The sequence below is a fragment of the Amycolatopsis albispora genome (assembly GCF_003312875.1).
GTDB classification, from domain to species: Bacteria; Actinomycetota; Actinomycetes; order Mycobacteriales; family Pseudonocardiaceae; genus Amycolatopsis; species Amycolatopsis albispora.
Window position 1 is genome coordinate 1068747 of record NZ_CP015163.1, and the last position, 18822, is coordinate 1087568.

Sequence of the window (18822 nt, forward strand, 5' to 3'; positions counted from 1 at the left end):
AGACGTGGCTGACCTGAAGAAGGGCGCGCGGATCACCGGTAACACGCGCGACAAGCTGGCCGCTGACCTGAAGAAGAAATACGAGAAGGGCGCGAGCATTCGCGCGCTGGCCGAGTCCACCGGACGGTCCTACGGATTCGTCCACCGGGTGCTTTCGGAATCCGGCGTGCAGCTGCGCGGGCGCGGCGGGGCGACCAGGGTCAAGAAGAAGTAACAATCCGCTCGTCCGGGGTTTCGCGCGGAAAACACAGCATCGCGCCGAACAGCGCCACCGGGTACACCAGATAGCCGAACCGGGTGGCCGGGGTGAGCAGGATCGAGGTGCCCAGCCCCACCGCGATGCGGAACATGGCATCCGCCCCGGTGACCGGGGGCAGGCGCAGCAGCCACCAGCTCAGCGCCAGCGCCGCGGCGGCCAGCAGCACGATCGCCACCACGTGCCCGGCCTCGCCGGTGCTCGCGATCAGGTATCCGGGGAACGGGCTCGTCGCCGGTGACGCGACCGCGCCGAGCCCGGCCGGAAACCGCACCACGTGCTCGGCGAAGGCGGCGGGATCGGCGAGCAGCACGGGCAGGTTCACCACCGCGCACACCCCGGCGAAGGCGAGGGTCGCGGTGCCGAGCGCGCGGGCGCCGAGGCGGGCGGCGATCAGCACCGCGACCACCACCGCGGCGGGCAGCGCGGTCAGCTTGGCGCTGACCACCAGCGCCATCACCGCGGCCGCGCCCAGGTGGCGGTCGGTCGCGGCGAGCGCGGTGCCCAGCACCACCAGGCCGATGATCGCCAGGTCCGGCCCGGCGACCGCGAAGGTCAGCGCGGTGAGCGGGAAGGCCACGGCCAGCTGCGCGGCGGTGACGGGGACGCGCGGGCGCCCCAGCACGCGCAGGCTCGCCCACACGCACAGCGCGGCGGTGAGCGCGAACATCAGCCGCGCGTCGGTGAGCGAGCTGTCGCCCAGCAGCGCCCTCGGCATGCCGAACACGGTCATCACCGGGCCGTACGGCGTGTAGTCGTTGACCTCGGGCAGCCTGCCGAGCGCGTGCACGTCGACGTACGGCGTGCCGTGCTCGAACAGCAGCGTGGCCGAGCGCTCGATCACCCAGACCTCGGGCTGCGCGCTCCACGACCACGGGGTGCTCAGCCAGTCCACTCCGGTCAGCCGCCGGAAGAGCAGGGTGATCAGCGGCGCCAGCATGCCCACCACGCCGACCACGGCCACGCCCACCCAGCGGCTGCGCCACCACCGGTGTTCCTCGCGCCGCCGGGTGGCCAGCAGCCAGGCGGTGTGCGCGAAGGCGAGGCCGTAGGCGGCGGTGGCGAAGTTGCCCCAGATCCGGAAGCCGTAGAACTCGTTGGTGGCCGACAGGATCAGCGCGTAGACCGCACAGGCGAAGTAGACCGCGAGGTCCACGGTGAGCGGCTGCCCGGACACGAACTGCCGCAGACGCTCGGAAACGGTGCGGACCACGCGATTCTGCTCACCTTCACGACGACACCAGCCACGGAAATCCTGCCTGTGGCATGCAGGCTACCGAGCACCGGGGAAAGATTTCCGGCGGATCGGGAACAACGGGTTGGGTTCTACTGTTGTCCAGGGCATATCCGGCGAAAACCTCTATGTTACTTGAGGTTCTGGGGGAAGGGTGGCACAGATGGACAACGCGTGGTCGCTGATGATGGGCGCGATGCGGGCGGACGAGGTGCCGCGCGGGCTGACCAGGGGCACCGTCAAGCGGGTGGCCAAGTTCGCCAGGCCGCATTGGCGAAGGCTCGCGGTGTTCGGCGGGTTGACGGTGCTTTCCGCGGTGCTCGCGGTGAGCACGCCGCTGCTGGCCGGCCGGGTGATCGACGTGATCACCAGCGGCGGGCAGGCCTCGGTGGTGGTGTGGCTGGCGCTGGCGATCGCCGGGCTGGCGGTGGTCGACGCCGCGCTGGGCCTGGCCGAGCGGTGGCAGTCCGCGCGCATCGGCGAGGGCGTGATCTTCGACCTGCGGCGCGCGGTGTTCGAGCACGTGCAGCGCATGCCGGTGGCGTTCTTCACGCGCACCCGCACGGGCGCGCTGGTGAGCAGGCTGAACAACGACGTGATCGGCGCGCAGCGGACCTTCACCGCGACGCTGTCCGGGCTGCTGACCAACTCGATCCAGCTGGTGCTGACCCTGGTGGTGATGCTGGCGCTGTCGTGGCAGGTGACCCTGCTCGCGCTGGTGCTGCTGCCGGTTTTTGTGCTGCCCGCCCGCCGCATCGGGCGGCGGATGGCGGCGCTGCAGCGCGAGGCGTCGGTGCTCAACGCCTCGATGACCACGCAGATGACCGAGCGGTTCTCCGCGCCGGGCGCCACCCTGGTCAAGCTGTTCGGCAGGCCGCGGGCCGAGGCGGAGGAGTTCGGCGCGCGGGCCGGTCACGTCCGTGACATCGGCGTGCGCACCGCGATGCTGACCCGCTGGTTCCTGACCAGCCTCACCCTGGTCTCCGCGCTGGCGCTCGCGCTGGTCTACGGCCTCGGTGGCTGGCTGGCGCTGAACGGGCAGCTCGCGGCGGGCACGGTGGTCGCGCTGGCGCTGCTGCTGACCCGGCTGTACACCCCGCTGACCGCGCTGGCGAACGTCCGGGTGGACGTGATGACCGCGCTGGTCTCGTTCGAGCGGATCTTCGAGGTGCTCGACCTCGACCCGATGATCAAGGAGAAGCCGGAGCCGAAGCGGCTGCCCGGCGGCGAGGCGGTGTCGGTGGAGTTCGACGACGTGCGCTTCGCCTACCCGTCGGCCGACAAGTACTCGCTCGCCTCGCTCGAAGAAGTAGCCACTGTGGACAGTCGTGGTGGTGAGGAAGTGCTGCACGGCATCAGCTTCCGCGCCGAGCCGGGCCAGATGGTGGCACTGGTCGGCTCCTCGGGCGCGGGCAAGTCGACCATCGCCTCGCTGCTGCCGCGGTTGTACGACGTGGATTCCGGCGCGGTGCGGTTGTCCGGTGTGGACGTCCGTGACCTGGGCTTCGACACGCTGCGGTCCACCGTCGGCGTGGTCACGCAGGACGGGCACCTGTTCCACGACACCATTCGCGCGAACCTGGTCTACGCGCGGCCGGAGGCGACCGACGAGGAACTGTGGGACGCGCTCGGCCGGGCACGGCTCGCGGACACGATCGGCGCGCTTCCGGACGGGCTGGACACCGTGGTCGGTGAACGCGGTTACCGGCTTTCCGGCGGCGAACGGCAGCGCCTGACCATCGCGCGGCTGCTGCTGGCGCGGCCGCGGGTGCTCGTGCTGGACGAGGCGACCGCGCACCTGGACTCGTCGTCGGAAGCCGCGGTGTGGGAGGCGCTGGCCGACGCGTTGCGCGGGCGGACCTCGCTGGTGATCGCGCACCGGTTGTCCACCGTGCGCGCGGCCGACCAGATCCTGGTGGTCGAAAGCGGGCGCATCGTCGAACGCGGCACGCACGAGCAGTTGCTCGCCGCGGACGGGCGGTACGCGGAGCTGTACCGCACCCAGTTCGCCGACGACCCGGCCCCGGTGTAACACCGGTGGCCGGGCCGCCCGGTGACTCAGCCCAGCATGGGCACGCGCGGCTGGTACTTCTCGAACAACGCCGCGTTGGCCTCGTCGCCACCGTCCACGTTGGAGCTGCGCCACAGCGGGACTTCGACGCCCTCGGCGGCGGCCTGCTCCAGCACCGCGGTGAGCACCTGGCTCCACAGGAAGGCGTTGACCACAGTGGACAGCGGCCCGGTCACCGGCTCGTCGGCGGGATAGCTCGCGTCGCCGGGCCGGATGCCGGTGTCCAGCACGATGGTGCCCTGCTCGACCAGCGTGCTCGCCGACCGCCGCGGTGCCGCCTCGACCGAGGCCCGCGAGCTGACCGCGATCACCGGCGCGCCCGCCTCGCGCGCGGCCATCGCCAGTTCCACCGGGTACGGGTTGACCCCGGAAGTGGAGAAGACCACCAGCAGGTCGTCCGGCCCGGGCGCCTTCACCGAGAGCACCTCGGCGGCCAGGCCGGACCGGCGCTCGGCCTTGGTGCTGCGTTGCGCGCCGTGCAGCGGCAGCAACTCCTCGTGGTAGAGCGGGTAGACGTTGGCGAGCCCGCCGGCGCGGTAGAAGGTCTCCGCCACCGCGGCGAGCGAGTGCCCGGCGCCCGCGGTGAAGATCAGCGCGTCCGCCCGGATGGTCCGCACGATCTGGGCGGCGGCCGCGGTGACGGCCTCGGCGTTGGCCGTCCGCGCGCGCTCGAGCGCGGTCGCGGCGAGATCGGCGAATTCGGTGGATTGGGTGGCGCTCACCACATCGTCCCTTCCTGGGAATGGTCGGCTACGAAGCAACCTTGCCATGATCGGAGTGGGAGGTGGGCGTTGAGCGGAAGACAGGCTGCTGTCACCATCCGGCGTGCGCGCGGACCAGTTCGCGCGGTGGTACTGGTGCTGCACGGCGGCGCCGAGCACGGCAGCGCGGTGGTCCGGCCGTGGCGCCTGGCCTATCTCCGGATGGTGCCGATCGCGAAGTCGCTGCACCGGGCCGTCGCGCGGCACGGGGTGGAGGTCCGGCTGCTGCGCAACCGCGTGCGCGGCTGGAACGAACCCGGTCTCGACGCGGTGCGGGACGCGCGCTGGGCGCTCGAGGGCATCCACACCGACCACCCCGGGGTGCCGGTGGTGCTCGTCGGCCATTCGATGGGCGGCCGGGTGGCGCTGCGCGTGGCCGACGACCCGGCGGTGGCCGGGGTCTGCGCGCTCGCGCCGTGGACGCCGCGGGACGAACCGGTGGCCGCCGTGCGCGACCGGGCGGTGCTGATCGCCCACGGCACCAAGGACCTCATCACCAGCCCGGCCGACTCGTACACCTTCGGCAGCCGCGCCGAAACCGCGGCGTCGCGGATCGCTCGGTTCGAGGTCACCGACGAGGGACACGCGATGGTGCGCCGCGCGCCGGTATGGACCAGGCTGGTTTGTGCTTTCACACTGGACACACTCGGGTTGCCGCCGTCGGACGGCACGCTGACCGCCGCGTGGACCAGGCCGGTCGCGGAACGGCTGCGAATTCCGCTTTAGGCGGCACTACCGGTGAGAGGGGATTCTCCGTGACCAGATCAGAAGCAGGACCGGCGGCGGTGGACGGCGGCGCTTGGCCCGAGCTGGCGAAGGCACCGCATTCACCGCTGCGGGCGAAGATCGCCGAAGCACTGTTCCGGCGTGCGGTCCGGCCGCTCGACGTGCGCGTCGTGCTGCCCGGCGGCCGCTGGCTCGGCGCCGGCGGACCCGACGCGCCACGCATGTACCTGCGCCGCCCGGCCGAGTTCTTCCACCGCCTCGGGGTGGACGCGAAGATCGGCTTCGGCGAGGCGTACATGGTCGGGGACTGGACCTCCGACGCGCTGGCCGAGGTGCTCACCCCGTTCGCCGAGCGGATGGCCACGCTGATTCCGCCGGTGCTGCAACGGTTCCGGCGGTTCGTCGACCGGCGCCAGCCGGCCGCGGAGGCGAATACGGTGGACGGCGCCCGGCAGAACATCCACCGGCACTACGACCTGTCGAACGAAATGTTCGCCACCTTTCTCGACGAGACGATGACGTATTCGTCTGCTTTGTACGGTTCGCCGGGCGAGGATCTCGCGTCCGCGCAACGCCGCAAGATCGACGGTGTGCTGGACTACGCCGGAGTCCGCGCGGGCAGTGAGGTGCTCGAAATCGGCACGGGCTGGGGTGAGCTGTCCATCCGGGCGGCGCAACGCGGCGCGAAGGTCACCTCACTGACCATCTCCGGGGAACAGGCCGCGCTGGCCAAGAAGCGGATCGCCGAGGCGGGCCTGTCCGACCGGGTGGACGTGCAGCTGCGCGACTACCGGCTGTCCGAAGGCCAGTACGACGCGGTGGTCAGCGTCGAGATGATCGAGGCGGTCGGCGCGGAGTACTGGCCTGCCTTCTACCGGACCATCGGCCAGCGGCTGCGCCCCGGCGGCAAGCTCGGCCTGCAGGCCATCACGATGAACCACGACCGCATGCTCGCCGCGGCCTCGTCGTACACCTGGATGCACAAGTACATCTTCCCCGGCGGGCTCATCCCGTCGCCCGAGTCGATCGAGAGCGGGCTAGCCGAGCAGGCCGGGCTGAAGCTGCGCGCGGCCCGCGAGTTCGGCCAGGACTACGCGCGCACGCTGCGTGAGTGGCGCGAGCGGTTCACCCAGCGGTGGTCCGAGGTCTCCGGGCTCGGCTTCGACGAGGTGTTCAAGCGGATGTGGGAGTTCTACCTCGCCTACTCCGAAGCCGGGTTCCGCTCCGGCTACATCAAGGTGCGCCAGCTGTCCTTCGGCAGGTAGCGGGCCACTTCGGGGTGGTCCGCACAACCGCAAGGGGGTGTCGCACGTCCTTGTCTTCGGGAACTGCGGTTCACTGTGCACCGCAGGCATGTCGGACGGCAGGGAAACGGTGAGCTAGATGACCTACGGCGGAGACTACGGCGGGCAGGACCCCCGCCCGGCCCCCCGAGGCCCGCGGCAGCACCAGCGTGCGCAGATGCTGCCCATCCCGGGCCGGGAGCAGCCGCCCCGGCGCGAGGCGTACCCGCCGCGTGACGAGCACATGCCGCCGCAGCCGACCATGCGCGCGCCGGTGCCGCCACGCGGGCCGGAGGGCCCGCCGCCCCGGCCGCCGCGTGAGCGCCCGCCGCGCCGCCGCCGGTGGAGCTTCGGCAAGGTGCTGCTCAGCCTGCTGATGGTTTTTGTGGTGTTCCTCGCCGCGGTCTGGGTCTACCTGGAGTTCTCCATCAACCGGATCGACGCGCTGGGGTACGAGGACCACCCCGCGGCAGGCTCGGGCACGAACTGGCTGATCGTCGGCTCGGACTCACGCGCGGGACTGGACCCGGAGGACGAGGCGCGGCTGTCCACCGGTGACACCGCCGGGCAGCGCACCGACACCATCATGGTCGCGCACATCCCGGACAACGACACCCCGCCGACGCTGCTCAGCCTGCCCCGCGACTCGCAGGTCAAGATCCCCGGCCACGGCACCAACAAGATCAACGCGGCGTTCTCCTTCGGCGGGCCGCAGCTGCTGGCCAAGACCGTGGAAGGCGCCACCGGCCTGCGGATCGACCACTACGCCGAGATCGGCTTCGGCGGGTTCGCGAACATCGTCGACGCCATCGGCGGGGTCGAGATGTGCCTCGAGACCGAGATGAACGACTCGATGACCGGGGCCAAGCTGGAGGCCGGCTGCCAGGAGCTGGACGGTGCGCAGGCGCTGAGCTTCGTGCGCATGCGGTACAGCAGCGCGACCCCGCGGTCGGACCTGGACCGGGTGGCCAACCAGCGCAAGTTCATCGGCGCGATGGTCTCCGAGATGGCCAGCCCCGGCACCCTGCTCAACCCGTTCTACCTGTTCCCGCTGCTGTCCGAGGCGCCGGAAGCGCTGACCATGGACGAGGGCGACCACCTGCACCACCTGGTCGGCCTGGCGTTCGCGATGCGCGGCATCTCCAGCGGCGGCGTGGTCACCACCACCGTGCCGGTCACTTCGGCCTCGGCGGAGAACTGGGACAAGAAGAAGTCCGAGCAGCTGTTCGACGCGCTGAAGAACGACAAGCCCATCCCGGACAGCGTCATCGTCAACTAGGGGCCCGGGCTAGGCGGTGCGGCGGGCACGCAGGGTCGCCAGTGCGCGATCCGCGTGCACGCTCATCCGCAGCTCGCTCTTGATCACTTCGAGCACCTTGCGGTCGGTGTCGATGACGAAGGTCTGCCGCTTGGTCAGCAGCGGCCCGAACTTGCGCCGCACGCCGAACTGGGTGGCGACCGCGCCGTCCGGATCGGACAGCAGCGGGTAGTCGAAGCCGTGCGTGGCCGAGAACAGGTGCTGCTTGCTCACCTCGTCCGGGCTGATCCCGACGCGCTGCGCGCCGACCGCGGCGAACTCGGTGGCCAGGTCGCGGAAGTGGCAGCTCTCCGCGGTGCAGCCGCTGGTCATCGCGGCCGGGTAGAAGAACAGCACCACCGGCCCGTCGGCGAGCAGCCCGCTCAGCGACCGCGGCTGCCCGCGGTCGTCGTCCAGGGTGAAGTCCGGGGCCAGGTCTCCCTGCTGCATGTGAAGAACTCCTCTGCCGTGCGCGCGCGTGGACCCCGCGATCCTGCCTGGTGCCGGGACCGCGCGCACGGCGGGGCCGGGCTCAGACCGCGGCGTGCCGGTCGATCAGCTCTTCGACGTCGGAGGTGGTGGCCGACTCGGCGATGAACGGCCCGCGCCCGGCGAGCACGCCGAGTGCACGCAGCCGTTCCGCGTGCGCGGCGTCGCGCACGCCTTCCGCGCCGATGCGCAGGCCCATCTCCTTCGCGCGGGCGACCAGCTGGCCGAGGTGACGCGAGGCGACCTCGTCGTCGTGCTCGGCGAGCGCGTCGACCACCTCGCCGGTGAGGATGACGTGCCGCACGGGCAGCTGGTGCGTGCGGATCAGCTCCAGGTCGGCGCTGCCGGACACGGCCAGCACCAGGTGCGCGCCGAGGTCGGCGAGCACCGCCAGCGAGTCGATCACCTCACCACGCGGGTCGAGCACCGACGGCCCGTCCGTGCACAGCCGCAGCGCGCCGGCCGGCAGGTCGTTGCGGTCCAGCTCCTCCTTGACCAGCAGCACCAGGTCCGGGTCGGTGGCCAGCCGGTACGGCAGCCGCACGCACACCTCGGGCGCGGCGTCCCCGAACTTCTCGCGCCAGCGGGCGGTGGCCGCCAGCGATTCGGTGAGCAGCCAGCGGCCGAGCGGGATCGTCATGCCGGTGGTGGCCGCCAGCGGGTAGAAGACGTCGGACTCCAGGTCGCCGAACTCCGGGTGGTTCCAGCGCAGCCCGGCGTTCACCACGGCCAGCTCGTGCTGCTTGGCCAGCTTCACCGTGGGCTGGAAGACCAGCGAGAACTCGCCGTTCTCCAGCGCGCCGGCGATGGTGGCGCCGAGCCGGTAGCGGCTGCGGTCACGCGCGTCCAGCTCCGGGTCGAACAGCATCCACTGCGCCTTGCCCGCCTCCTTCGCGCGGTGCAGGGCGATCTCGGCGGCGCGCTGCAGCTCGCTCGCCGAGCCACCGGCGGCCTTGCGGACCACGATCCCGGCGCTGGCGCTCACGCCGATGCCCAGCTCGTCGTAGTAGACCGGCTCGGTCAGCTCGTCGAGCACCCGCTGCACCAGCGCGATCACCTCGGTGGCGTTCAGCTCGCCGTGCAGCAGCACCGCGAACCCGTCACCGGACAGCCGCGCGATGAACGCGTCGTGCTCGGCGAACACGGTGCCCAGCTTGCGGCCGACCGAGCGCAGCACCTGGTCGCCGAGGTCGGCGCCGAGGCCGTCGTTGATCACCTTGAACCCGTCGATGTCCAGGTACACCAAGGCGAGCTGGCCCGACGAGTCCGCCGACACCGCGGACTCCAGCTTGGTGGAGAAGCTCAGCGCGTTCGGCAGGCCGGTCAGCGAGTCGTGCAGGGTCTGGTGCCGCAGCCGCTCCTGCAGCAGGTGCAGGTCGTTGACGTCCTCGACCATCAGCACCGGGTACACCTGCCCGGAGTCGTCGCCGGGCAGCTGGGAGAGCGTGACGTTGACCCACAGCGGGTCGTCCTCGGCGTTGGACAGCACGATCAGCTGGCGGTACAGGGAAAGATCGGCTTCGGCCAGCTCGGCCAGTCCGTTGGTCAGCGTGGCGGCGCCCTTGTCGGTGGAGGCCAGGCTCGGGATCGGCGTGCCGCGCAGCGATTCGGACCGGCGGCCGAGCATGCGGCCCAGCGCCGGGTTGGCCTCGACGATCACGCCGTCGCGGTCGGCCAGTGCGATACCCAGCGGGGAGGCCGAATACAGCGCGGCGAACCGGAGCTTGGCGCCTTCGTGCGCGGGATCGGCGTCGGCGCGCAGCTCCTGGGCGAAGGAGAGCAGGCTTCCCTCGAGTTCCTCGGGCGGAAGCGATACTCCTTCCGTGTCGGCCAACGTGGCCGCCCATTTGCGGGCGATCTTCACCAATCCTGGCGCGTCACCAGGTCTCGGCACACTCCACCTCTTCATGCGATGCAAAGGCCAGCTCAGTGCCCGTGCGGGGATCGGAAAGCCCGTCCAGGGCACGAGCCAGCCGAGAGTCATGTCACGTCATCACGCAGCACGCTAGGTGTCTACCGGCTGAAAGGGTGATGATCGGTACTCGAACGGGTACTCTGAGTGTGACATATCATCGCCTGGTCAGGAGAACCGGGAGTCCGTCGGCCGGAACCGGTAGCGAAACGTAGTCCCAGCGCGCTTCGTAGTTCGCCGGGACGGACCAGCGGAAACGCCGCAGCATTTCGTGCAGCAGCGCCTTCACCTCGTACATGCCGAAGTGGAGCCCGATGCACTTGTGCGCACCGCCGCCGAACGGCATCCAGGCATAGCGGTGGTTGCGATCTTCCCGCCGTGCCTCGGAAAACCGCTCCGGGTCGAAGCGCAGCGGGTCGGTCCAGCACGCCGGGTCGAAGTGGTTGATCGTCGGCGACACGCCGACGAGCGTGTCCGCCGGTAGGTGAAACCCCAGTACTTCGGTGTCGTGCAAGGTTTTCCGGGCCAGCGATGGTACGGGCGCGACCAGCCGCAGCGCCTCCTTGATCACCAGTTCCAGTGTGGACAGTTCACCGAGTGCGGTGACGTCCGGCGGGTCGTCACCGAGGCGCAGTGACTCCTCGCGCACGCGTTCCTGCCATTCGGGGTGCTTGGCCAGGTAGTAGACGGCGGCGGTGCTGGTGATCGTGGTGGTGTCGTGCGCGGCCATCATCAGGAAGATCATGTGGTTGACCACGTCGGCGTCGGAGAAGCGTTCGCCGTCTTCGGTGGTGGCGTGGCACAGCGCGGAGAACAGGTCCGCGCCGTCGTCGCGGCGCTTGGCCGGCAGGTTCTCGCGGAAGTAGCGCTCCAGCACCTTGCGGCCGTTGAGCCCGGCCGCCCACCGCCCGCCGGGCACGGGGTAGCGCACGATCGCGGTGCCCGCGCGCACCGAATCGACGAACGCGCGGTTGAGTCGCGCGCTGTCGTCACCGCTGGGCATGTCCATGAACACCCGGCTCGCCACATCGAGGGTCAGCCGCTTGAGTGACCAGTAGAGGCGCGGGCGCGAATCCGGCGCCCACGCGCCGATGCCCTCACGCAGCGCGGGCCCCATCTGGGCGACGTACCCGGCGAGGCGGTCACGGGTGAAGGCGGACTGCATGATCCGGCGGTGCGCGTGGTGCTCGCCGAAGTCGAGCAGCATCAGGCCGCGCTGGAAGAACCGCTCGATGAAGAACTCCCAGCCCTGCTGCGAGAACGCCTTGTCCTTGTTGACCAGTGCGAGCTGGGTGGCGTCGGGCCCGGAGAGGCTGACGATGCGGCGGCCGAAGGCGCCCATCCAGGAGACGGGACCGTACAGCTCGTAGCGGCGCAGGGCCCACTCGACGCCGAAGCGCATGAAGTCGAGCGAATGCCCGATCAGCGGCGCGCCGTCGTCGCCGGGAATGGCCTTGAGGCCGCTGCCCGCCGGGGGCGTGGCGAGTTCCCTGGTCGGCCAGCGCTGCCCGAGCAGCCTGCGGTCGACCGCGCGGGGGAGCGGGATCGAGGTGAGCGGCGGGACGCGCTCGCGGAGCGCGGTGGCCACTTCGCTCACCTTGCTCACTTTGCTGGCGGCCGGGGCGGAGAGCGGGCTCGGCACGGTCGGCTCCTCTCGTCGCTGAGAGACCTGCCCCCTCACCATGCCCCCTTGTTGGCAGTCTGACAAGAACGCGAACGGGTCCAGTTCGCGAGGGCCCCGGCCGTGTCACGAATGTGGCTTTCGAGACGCCGAACGTCTCGAAAGCCACATTCGTGACATCGGGTCACCCCCGTGCGGGTTAGGGGAGTTCGGCGCGCAGGCGACGGGCGGCCGCCACCAGATTGCGCAGCGCCGGTTCGACTTCCGCGTAGCCCCGGGTTTTCAGGCCGCAGTCCGGGTTCACCCAGATCCGCTCCCGCGGCACGGCCGCCACGGCGGTCCGCAGCAGGCTCGTCACCTCCTCGACGTCCGGCACCCGCGGCGAGTGGATGTCGTACACCCCCGGGCCGACGCCCCGCTCGAAGTCACCCAAGCCGTCCAGGACCTCCATCCGGGAGCGCGCCGCCTCGATGCTGGTGACGTCGGCGTCGATGGCGTCGATCGCGGGCAGGATGTCCCCGAACTCCGAGTAGCACATGTGCGTGTGGACCTGCGTCGAATCCGCGATGCCCGAGGTGGCCAGCCGGAACGAGCCGACCGCCCAGTCGAAGTAGGCCTGGTGCGCCGAAGCACGCAGCGGCAGCAGCTCCCGCAGCGCCGGCTCGTCGACCTGGATGATCCGGATGCCCGCCGACTCCAGGTCGTGCACCTCGTCGCGGATCGCCAGCGCCACCTGCCGCGCGGTGTCCGCGAGCGGCTGGTCGTCGCGCACGAACGACCACGCCAGAATGGTCACCGGCCCGGTCAGCATGCCCTTGACCGGCTTCGGCGTCAGCGACTGCGCGTACGACGCCCAGTCCACCGTCATCGGCCGCGGCCGCGAGACGTCGCCGTACAGGATTGGCGGCCGCACGCACCGCGAACCGTAGGACTGCACCCAGCCGTGCTCCGTCGCGGCGAACCCGGCCAGTTGCTCGGCGAAGTACTGCACCATGTCGTTGCGCTCCGGCTCCCCGTGCACCAGCACGTCGAGCCCGAGGTCTTCCTGCAGCCGCACCACTTTCTCGATTTCGGCGTGCATGCGCGCGCGGTAGGTCTCCGCGTCGATCCGCCCGGCCCGCAGTGCCGCGCGCGCCTTGCGCACGTCACCGGTCTGCGGGAACGACCCGATCGTGGTGCTCGGCAAGGCGGGCAGGCCGAGCGCCTCGGCCTGCGCCGCCGCGCGCCGGTGGTAGTCGCCGCGGCGGCTGTGCTCCGGCTTCAGCGCGGCCAGCCGAGCCCGGACGCGGTCGTCACGCAGGTCACCGGCGTTCGCCCGGTCCGCGGTCGCCGCACGCGCCGCGCCCAGGTCCGCCGGCTCCCCGGCGAGCGCCCGCCCGAGCAGCACCACCTCTTCGACCTTCTGCTCGGCGAACGCCAGCCAGCCACGCAGTCGTTCGTCCAAATCGGACTCGCGCGCGGCGTCGTACGGCACGTGCAGCAGCGAGCACGAAGTGGACACGCTGACCGACCCCGCGGTGCCCAGGAGTGTCGCGGCCTTCGCCAGCGCGGCGTCGGCGTCCACCCGCCAGATGTTGCGGCCGTCCACCACCCCGGCCAGCACTTCCTTGTCCCGCAACGAGTTCTCCGCCGCGACGGCTTCGACCGCGGCCGGTTCGGTGACCAGGTCCACGGCCAGCGCGTCGACAGGGGAGCGGGCCAGCACACCGAGCGCGTCACCCAGCGCGCCGAAGTACCCGGCGACCAGCAGCTTCGGCCGCCGCGTCAACTCACCCAGCGCGGTGTAGGCCTGCCGCAGCGCTTCCAGTTCCTCGGGCGTGCGGTCGGCGGCGAAGGCCGGTTCGTCCAGCTGCACCCACCGGACACCTTCGTCGTGCAGCGTGGTCAGCAACTGCGCGTAGGCGGTGACCAGCTGGGGGAGCAGGTCGAGCGGCCGGAAACCGCGGGGTGCGCCGCCCGCCGCCTTCGCCAGCAGGAGATAGGTCACCGGCCCGACGAGCACCGGCCGCGTCTCGACACCGATCGCCCTGGCTTCGCGGTACTCGTCCAGCGGCTTGCCGCCAGCGACGGTGAATTCGGTGTCCGGGCCCAGTTCCGGCACCAGGTAGTGGTAGTTCGTGTCGAACCACTTGGTCATCTCGAGCGCGGGTGCCTCCTGGACCCCGCGCGCCGCGGCGAAGTAGGTGTCGATCGCGGACAGGCCCAGCTCGGTGAACCGGGACGGCAGCGCGCCGAACAACACGGTGGTGTCGAGCACCTGGTCGTAGTAGGAGAAGGTGTTCGACGGCACCGAGCCGAGCCCGGCCTTCGCCAGCCGCTGCCAGGTGTCCAGGCGCAGTCCACGCGCCACCTTCTGCAGTTCCGCTTCGTCGATCCGGCCTGCCCAGTAGCCTTCGACGGCCTTCTTCAACTCCCGATCGGGGCCGATCCTCGGGTAACCGAGAACGGTCGAACCCAGGCGGTCTTGGTCTGCCACAGCTCTCTCCTCGCGAGCTCGTCCGACGAGCCCGGGGCGGCAAGGACGGCACAGCGCAGCACGAACCAGCGACCTGGTTCGGACCTGTCCTCCCGCGGGACCCGGACCCGCGCGCGCCGACGGCGCGCGCACCACCGGCAGGTATTCGGACTCGCGGGCGAGGCTCCGGAAAAGGGAGCCGGACCTACTGGCTGTCGCTTCCCGGGCGGGTGCCCAGTGCTTGACCGCGGGCGCGGTGACAGCGTTCGTTCCCGCTTACCGCTGCGGGGCAGTCCCGGATTCACACCGGGTTCCCTGTTGCCTCCCCACCACGCGGCCGCGAAAAAGGCTCGGCCACGCCATGGCGAACCAGTGGCGTGGCCGAGCCTAGCGGGAAAGATCAGTCCCAGTCGAGTGCGCCGCCGCTCTGGTACTCGATGACGCGGGTCTCGAAGAAGTTCTTCTCCTTCTTCAGGTCCATCGCCTCCGACATCCACGGGAACGGGTTCTCGTTCTCGCCGTAGATCGGCGCCAGGCCGATCTGCTGCGCGCGGCGGTCGGTGATGAAGTGCATGTACTGCTCGCACAGCTGGGCCGACAGCCCGAGCATGCCGCGCGGCATGGTGTCGCGCGCGTAGGCGACCTCCAGCTCGCACGCCTCCATCAGCATGCCGCGCACCTCCGCCTGGAACTCCTCCGTCCACAGGTGCGGGTTCTCGATCTTGATCTGGTTGATGCAGTCGATGCCGAAGTTCAGGTGGATCGACTCGTCACGCAGGATGTACTGGTACTGCTCGGCGATGCCGACCATCTTGTTCCGGCGGCCCAGCGACAGGATCTGCGCGAAGCCGGTGTAGAACCACATGCCCTCGAAGATCACGTAGAACGCCACCAGGTCACGCAGGAAGGCCTGGTCGGCCTCCGGCGTGCCGGTCTCGAAGTCCGGGTTCTCCAGGTTCTGCGTGTACTTCAGCGCCCACGCGTCCTTGTCGGCGATCGAGGGCACCTCGCGGTACATGTTGAACAGCTCGCCCTCGACCAGGCCGAGGCTCTCGCAGATGTACTGGAAGGTGTGCGTGTGCACGGCCTCCTCGAAGGCCTGGCGCAGCAGGTACTGGCGGCACTCCGGGTTGGTGATCTGCCGGTAGACCGCGAGCACGATGTTGTTCGCGACCAGCGACTCCGCGGTGGCGAAGAAGCCCAGGTTCCGCTTGAGCATCTGCCGCTCGTCCTCGGTCAGCCCGTCGGGCGACTTCCACAGCGCGATGTCGGCCTGCATGGCGACCTCGGTCGGCATCCAGTGGTTGTTGCAGCCGGCCAGGTACTTCTCCCACGCCCAGGTGTACTTGAGCGGGAGCAGCTGGTTCACGTCGGCGCGGGCGTTGATCATGCGCTTGTCGTCGACGCTGATGCGCTCGGCGCCGCGCTCGATCTCACCGAGGCCGGTGGCGTCGGTGAGCGGTGCTGGGGTTTCGGTGTTGGTCATCTTGTTCAGTCGTTCCTTACTGGCAGGCTTCGCAGTCGGGGTCGTCGATCCGGCAGGCGGCACCGTCGGTGGCGGCGAAGTCCACGTCGTCCACCTTCGGCAGCTCCTTGGGCTTGACCACCGGAGCCGGCGGCACCGCCGGGACCACGGCCGAAGGCGTGGCCGGAACAGCGGCCGACGGGGACGGCGATGGCGACGGCGATGGCGACGGCGACGGAGCCGGGGAAGGCGACGGCGAAGCGGCCGGAGCCGGGGTGGCCGAGACGGCGTTCAGCTTGCCGTCGGTGCCGCGCAGGGTGCTCTTCTCCACGTGCGTCGCGGACTGCGCCCGCAGGTAGTACGTGGTCTTGAGGCCCTTGTGCCAGGCGTAGCGGTACAGCTCGTCGAGCTTGCGCCCGCTCGGCGCGGCGATGTACAGGTTCAGCGACTGCGCCTGGTCGATCCACTTCTGCCGCCGCGAGGCCGCGTCGACCAGCCACTTGCTCTCCACCTCGAACGCGGTGGCGTAGAGCGCCTTGAGGTCGTCGGGCACGCGGTCGATCTGGCCGAGGCTGCCGTCGAAGTACTTCAGGTCGGAGACCATCACCTCGTCCCACAGGCCACGCTCCTTGAGCGAGCGGACCAGGTGCGGGTTCACCACGGTGAAGTCGCCGGACATGTTCGACTTGACGAACAGGTTCTGGAACAGCGGCTCGATGGACTGCCCGACCCCGCAGATGTTGGAGATCGTCGCGGTCGGCGCGATCGCCATCACGTTGGAGTTGCGCATGCCGACCGTGCGCACGCGCTGGCGCAGCGGCTCCCAGTCCAAAGTGGACGAGGTGTCCACGTCGAGCGCGTCACCGCGGCGGGCGTCGATGAGCAGCTGCATCGAGTCGATCGGCAGGATGCCCTTGCTCCACAGCGAACCCTCGAAGGTCTGGTACTGCCCGCGCTCCTCCGCCAGGTCGGTCGACGCCGAGATGGCGTAGTAGCTGATGTACTCCATGCTGCGGTCGGCGAACTCCACCGCGGCTTCCGAGGACAGCGGCAGGCCCAGCTCGAACAGCGCGTCCTGGAAGCCCATCAGGCCCAGCCCGATCGGGCGGTGGCGCAGGTTGGACCGGCGTGCCTCGGGAATCGTGTAGAAGTTGATGTCGATCACGTTGTCGAGCATCCGCACCGCGGTGCGCACGGTCTTCTCGAGCCGCGCGGTGTCCAGCCCGTCCGGGCCGACGTGCTTGAGCAGGTTGACCGAGCCCAGGTTGCACACCGCGACCTCGTCGGCGCTGGTGTTCAGGGTGATCTCGGTGCACAGGTTCGACGAGTGCACCACGCCGGTGTGCTGCTGCGGCGAGCGCAGGTTGCACGGGTCCTTGAAGGTGATCCACGGGTGGCCGGTCTCGAACAGCATGGTCAGCATGCGGCGCCACAGGTCGACCGCGCGGACCTTGCGGAACACCTTGATCTCACCGCGCTCGGCGGCGGCCTCGTACTCGCGGTAGCGCTCGGCGAAGGCGTTGCCGTACAGGTCGTGCAGGTCGGGGACCTCGTTGGGGGAGAACAGGGTCCAGCCCTCGTTGGCCTCCACCCGGCGGAGGAACTCGTCGGGCACCCAGTTCGCGGTGTTCATGTCGTGGGTGCGGCGGCGGTCGTCACCGGTGTTCTTGCGCAGGTCGAGGAACTCCTCGATGTCCACGTGCCAGGTCTCGAGATAGGCGCACGCCGCGCCCTTGCGCTTGCCGCCCTGGTTCACCGCGACCGCGGTGTCGTTGGCGATCTTGAGGAACGGGACCACGCCCTGCGACTGCCCGTTGGTGCCCTTGATGTGCGCGCCGAGGCCGCGGACCGGGGTCCAGTCGTTGCCGAGCCCGCCCGAGTACTTCGCCAGCAGCGCGTTGTTCTTGTACGCCTGGAAGATCGAGTCCAGGTCGTCGTCGACGGTGGTGAGGAAGCAGGAGGACAGCTGCGGCCGGGTGGTGCCGGAGTTGAACAGCGTGGGCGTCGAGGCCATGAAGTGGAACGAGGACAGCAGCTCGTAGAACTCGATGGCGCGGGCTTCGCGGTCGTCCTCGCGGATGGCCAGGCCCATCGCCACGCGCATGAAGAACGCCTGCGGCAGCTCGAACCGGGTGCCGTTGTGGTGCTGGAAGTAGCGGTCGTAGAGGGTCTGCAGGCCGAGGAAGCCGAAGTCGAGGTCGCGCTCGGGGCGCAGCGCGGCGGTGATCCGGTCCAGGTCGAACTGGGCCAGCTCGGGGTTGACCAGCTCCAGCTCGATGGCGCGGCGCAGGTAGTCGCGGAAGTAGCCGGGGTAGATCCCAGCCATCTCGTCCTGGCTGGCCTGGCGCGGGCGGCCGGCCAGGTAGCTCAGCGCCTCGGCACGCAGCTTGTCGGCCAGCAGGCGGGCGCTGACGTAGGAGTAGTTCGGCTCCTGCTCGACCAGGGTGCGGGCGGCCATGATCTGGGCCAGCGCCAGCTCGTCGGCGGAGATGCCGTCGTAGAGGTTGCGGCGGGTTTCGGTCAGCACCGGCTCGCTGCTGACGTCGGACAGCCCGGCCACCGCCTCGCCGACCACGTGCGCGACGCGGTCCCAGTCGAGCGGGCGCAGCACGCCGTCGGCGGACTTGACGTGCAGGACGTTCTCGTCGCGGGCCGGGCTCGCGGCCTCGGCGGCGGCGCGGGCCTTGGCCCGCTCGTCGCGGTAGAGCACGTAGGCGCGGGCGACCTTGTGGTGCTCACCGCGCATCAGCATCAGCTCGACCTGGTCCTGGATCTGCTCGATGTGCAGCGCGGTCTCCGGGCCGGCGTGCCGCAGCAGCGACTGCTCCACCTGCTCGGTCAGCTCGGCGACCAGGTGGTGGATCCGCGAGGAGGCGGCCGCGTCGTCACCTTCGACGGCGAGGAACGCCTTGGTCATCGCCACCGAGATCTTGTTCGCGTCGAACGGCGACACACTGCCGTCACGGCGGATGACGCGCACGGTGGCGGTCTTCTCGGTGACGGACGGTGGCCGCTGGCTTGTCTCGGTGATGTCCAGTGACATACGTGGCTCCAAAAGGGCGCGTTGGTTCGCCACACCGGCTCGAGAGGCGGTGTGCTGTGCGGTGGTGCAGGTCTGGCCGAGCGGCGCTTCCGGCGGTCTCCCATCGCCGGTGCGCTGTCGGTGCCCAGAGACTACATGTAGGGGTGTCAGCGCGCACATGCCCCAACGGGTGGCGTGTCGCGCCTTTCCCGAATGCTGAACTCGACCCT

At 70.2% G+C, this 18822-nt stretch carries 13 protein-coding genes and 1 riboswitch; of the genes, 5 read left to right on the top strand and 8 right to left on the bottom strand.

Features of this window, described 5'->3' with window-relative positions; all coding sequences use genetic code 11:
• The first annotated feature begins 4 nt into the window (after positions 1 to 4).
• On the top strand, positions 5 to 214 hold the full coding sequence (locus tag A4R43_RS05200; RefSeq protein ID WP_005437638.1) for a helix-turn-helix domain-containing protein: 210 nt from the start codon (positions 5 to 7) through the stop codon (positions 212 to 214).
• Here A4R43_RS05200 and A4R43_RS05205 read toward each other — a convergent pair.
• Positions 201 to 1469: a glycosyltransferase 87 family protein gene (locus A4R43_RS05205; RefSeq protein WP_113691253.1), complete on the bottom strand. Its 1269-nt coding sequence runs from the start codon at positions 1467 to 1469 to the stop codon at positions 201 to 203. The two genes, A4R43_RS05200 and A4R43_RS05205, sit on opposite strands and share 14 nt — an antisense overlap.
• Before the next feature lie 184 nt (positions 1470 to 1653).
• Between A4R43_RS05205 and A4R43_RS05210 the strand changes: the two genes are divergently transcribed.
• A complete protein-coding gene (locus A4R43_RS05210) occupies positions 1654 to 3522 on the top strand; it encodes an ABC transporter ATP-binding protein (protein ID WP_113691254.1) in 1869 nt (622 codons plus the stop codon).
• A gap of 26 nt (positions 3523 to 3548) precedes the next feature.
• Here A4R43_RS05210 and A4R43_RS05215 read toward each other — a convergent pair whose 3' ends face one another.
• Positions 3549 to 4286: a sugar isomerase domain-containing protein gene (locus A4R43_RS05215; protein ID WP_236808780.1), complete on the bottom strand. Its 738-nt coding sequence runs from the start codon at positions 4284 to 4286 to the stop codon at positions 3549 to 3551.
• Positions 4287 to 4352: 66 nt separating this feature from the next.
• Here A4R43_RS05215 and A4R43_RS05220 point away from each other — a divergent pair, with 66 nt between their 5' ends.
• The 3 genes from A4R43_RS05220 (at position 4353) to A4R43_RS05230 (ending at position 7610) form a co-directional block, all read left to right on the top strand.
• Positions 4353 to 5048 (top strand): alpha/beta hydrolase, encoded by a 696-nt coding sequence (locus tag A4R43_RS05220; RefSeq protein ID WP_162788323.1) that lies wholly within the window; start codon positions 4353 to 4355, stop codon positions 5046 to 5048.
• Between the two features lie 29 nt (positions 5049 to 5077).
• Entirely contained in the window at positions 5078 to 6313 is a 1236-nt protein-coding gene (locus tag A4R43_RS05225) for an SAM-dependent methyltransferase (RefSeq protein WP_236808781.1), read from the top strand.
• A 118-nt stretch (positions 6314 to 6431) separates the two neighbouring features.
• Positions 6432 to 7610 (top strand): LCP family protein, encoded by a 1179-nt coding sequence (locus tag A4R43_RS05230; RefSeq protein WP_113691257.1) that lies wholly within the window; start codon positions 6432 to 6434, stop codon positions 7608 to 7610.
• 9 nt (positions 7611 to 7619) lie between these two features.
• Here the strand turns inward: A4R43_RS05230 and A4R43_RS05235 are convergent, their stop codons facing one another.
• The 6 genes from A4R43_RS05235 to A4R43_RS05260 form a co-directional block, all read right to left on the bottom strand.
• Entirely contained in the window at positions 7620 to 8078 is a 459-nt protein-coding gene (locus A4R43_RS05235; RefSeq protein ID WP_113691258.1) for a peroxiredoxin, read from the bottom strand.
• Between the two features lie 82 nt (positions 8079 to 8160).
• The gene (locus tag A4R43_RS05240) at positions 8161 to 10026 is read right to left on the bottom strand and encodes a diguanylate cyclase domain-containing protein (RefSeq protein WP_205215248.1); all 1866 of its coding nucleotides are present in this window, start codon (positions 10024 to 10026) and stop codon (positions 8161 to 8163) included.
• Positions 10027 to 10186: 160 nt separating this feature from the next.
• Positions 10187 to 11671, bottom strand: a complete 1485-nt coding sequence (locus A4R43_RS05245; protein WP_236808782.1) for a cytochrome P450 — start codon at positions 11669 to 11671, stop codon at positions 10187 to 10189.
• Between the two features lie 178 nt (positions 11672 to 11849).
• The gene (metE, locus tag A4R43_RS05250) at positions 11850 to 14126 is read right to left on the bottom strand and encodes a 5-methyltetrahydropteroyltriglutamate--homocysteine S-methyltransferase (RefSeq protein WP_113691260.1); all 2277 of its coding nucleotides are present in this window, start codon (positions 14124 to 14126) and stop codon (positions 11850 to 11852) included.
• 129 nt (positions 14127 to 14255) lie between these two features.
• Positions 14256 to 14483, bottom strand: a riboswitch (cobalamin riboswitch).
• Positions 14484 to 14505: 22 nt separating this feature from the next.
• The gene (locus A4R43_RS05255; protein ID WP_113691261.1) at positions 14506 to 15591 is read right to left on the bottom strand and encodes a ribonucleotide-diphosphate reductase subunit beta; all 1086 of its coding nucleotides are present in this window, start codon (positions 15589 to 15591) and stop codon (positions 14506 to 14508) included.
• Between the two features lie 16 nt (positions 15592 to 15607).
• Positions 15608 to 18613, bottom strand: coding sequence for a ribonucleoside-diphosphate reductase subunit alpha (locus tag A4R43_RS05260; protein WP_113691262.1), 3006 nt, complete (start codon positions 18611 to 18613; stop codon positions 15608 to 15610).
• Positions 18614 to 18822: the final 209 nt, after the last annotated feature.

Coding starts and splice junctions, on each gene's coding strand:
- A4R43_RS05210 (WP_113691254.1), top strand. CDS start 1,654: ATGGACAACGCGTGGTCGCTGATGATGGGCGCGATGCGGGCGGACGAG.
- A4R43_RS05230 (WP_113691257.1), top strand. CDS start 6,432: ATGACCTACGGCGGAGACTACGGCGGGCAGGACCCCCGCCCGGCCCCC.
- A4R43_RS05235 (WP_113691258.1), bottom strand. CDS start 8,078: ATGCAGCAGGGAGACCTGGCCCCGGACTTCACCCTGGACGACGACCGC.
- A4R43_RS05240 (WP_205215248.1), bottom strand. CDS start 10,026: ATGAAGAGGTGGAGTGTGCCGAGACCTGGTGACGCGCCAGGATTGGTG.
- A4R43_RS05255 (WP_113691261.1), bottom strand. CDS start 15,591: ATGACCAACACCGAAACCCCAGCACCGCTCACCGACGCCACCGGCCTC.
- A4R43_RS05260 (WP_113691262.1), bottom strand. CDS start 18,613: ATGTCACTGGACATCACCGAGACAAGCCAGCGGCCACCGTCCGTCACC.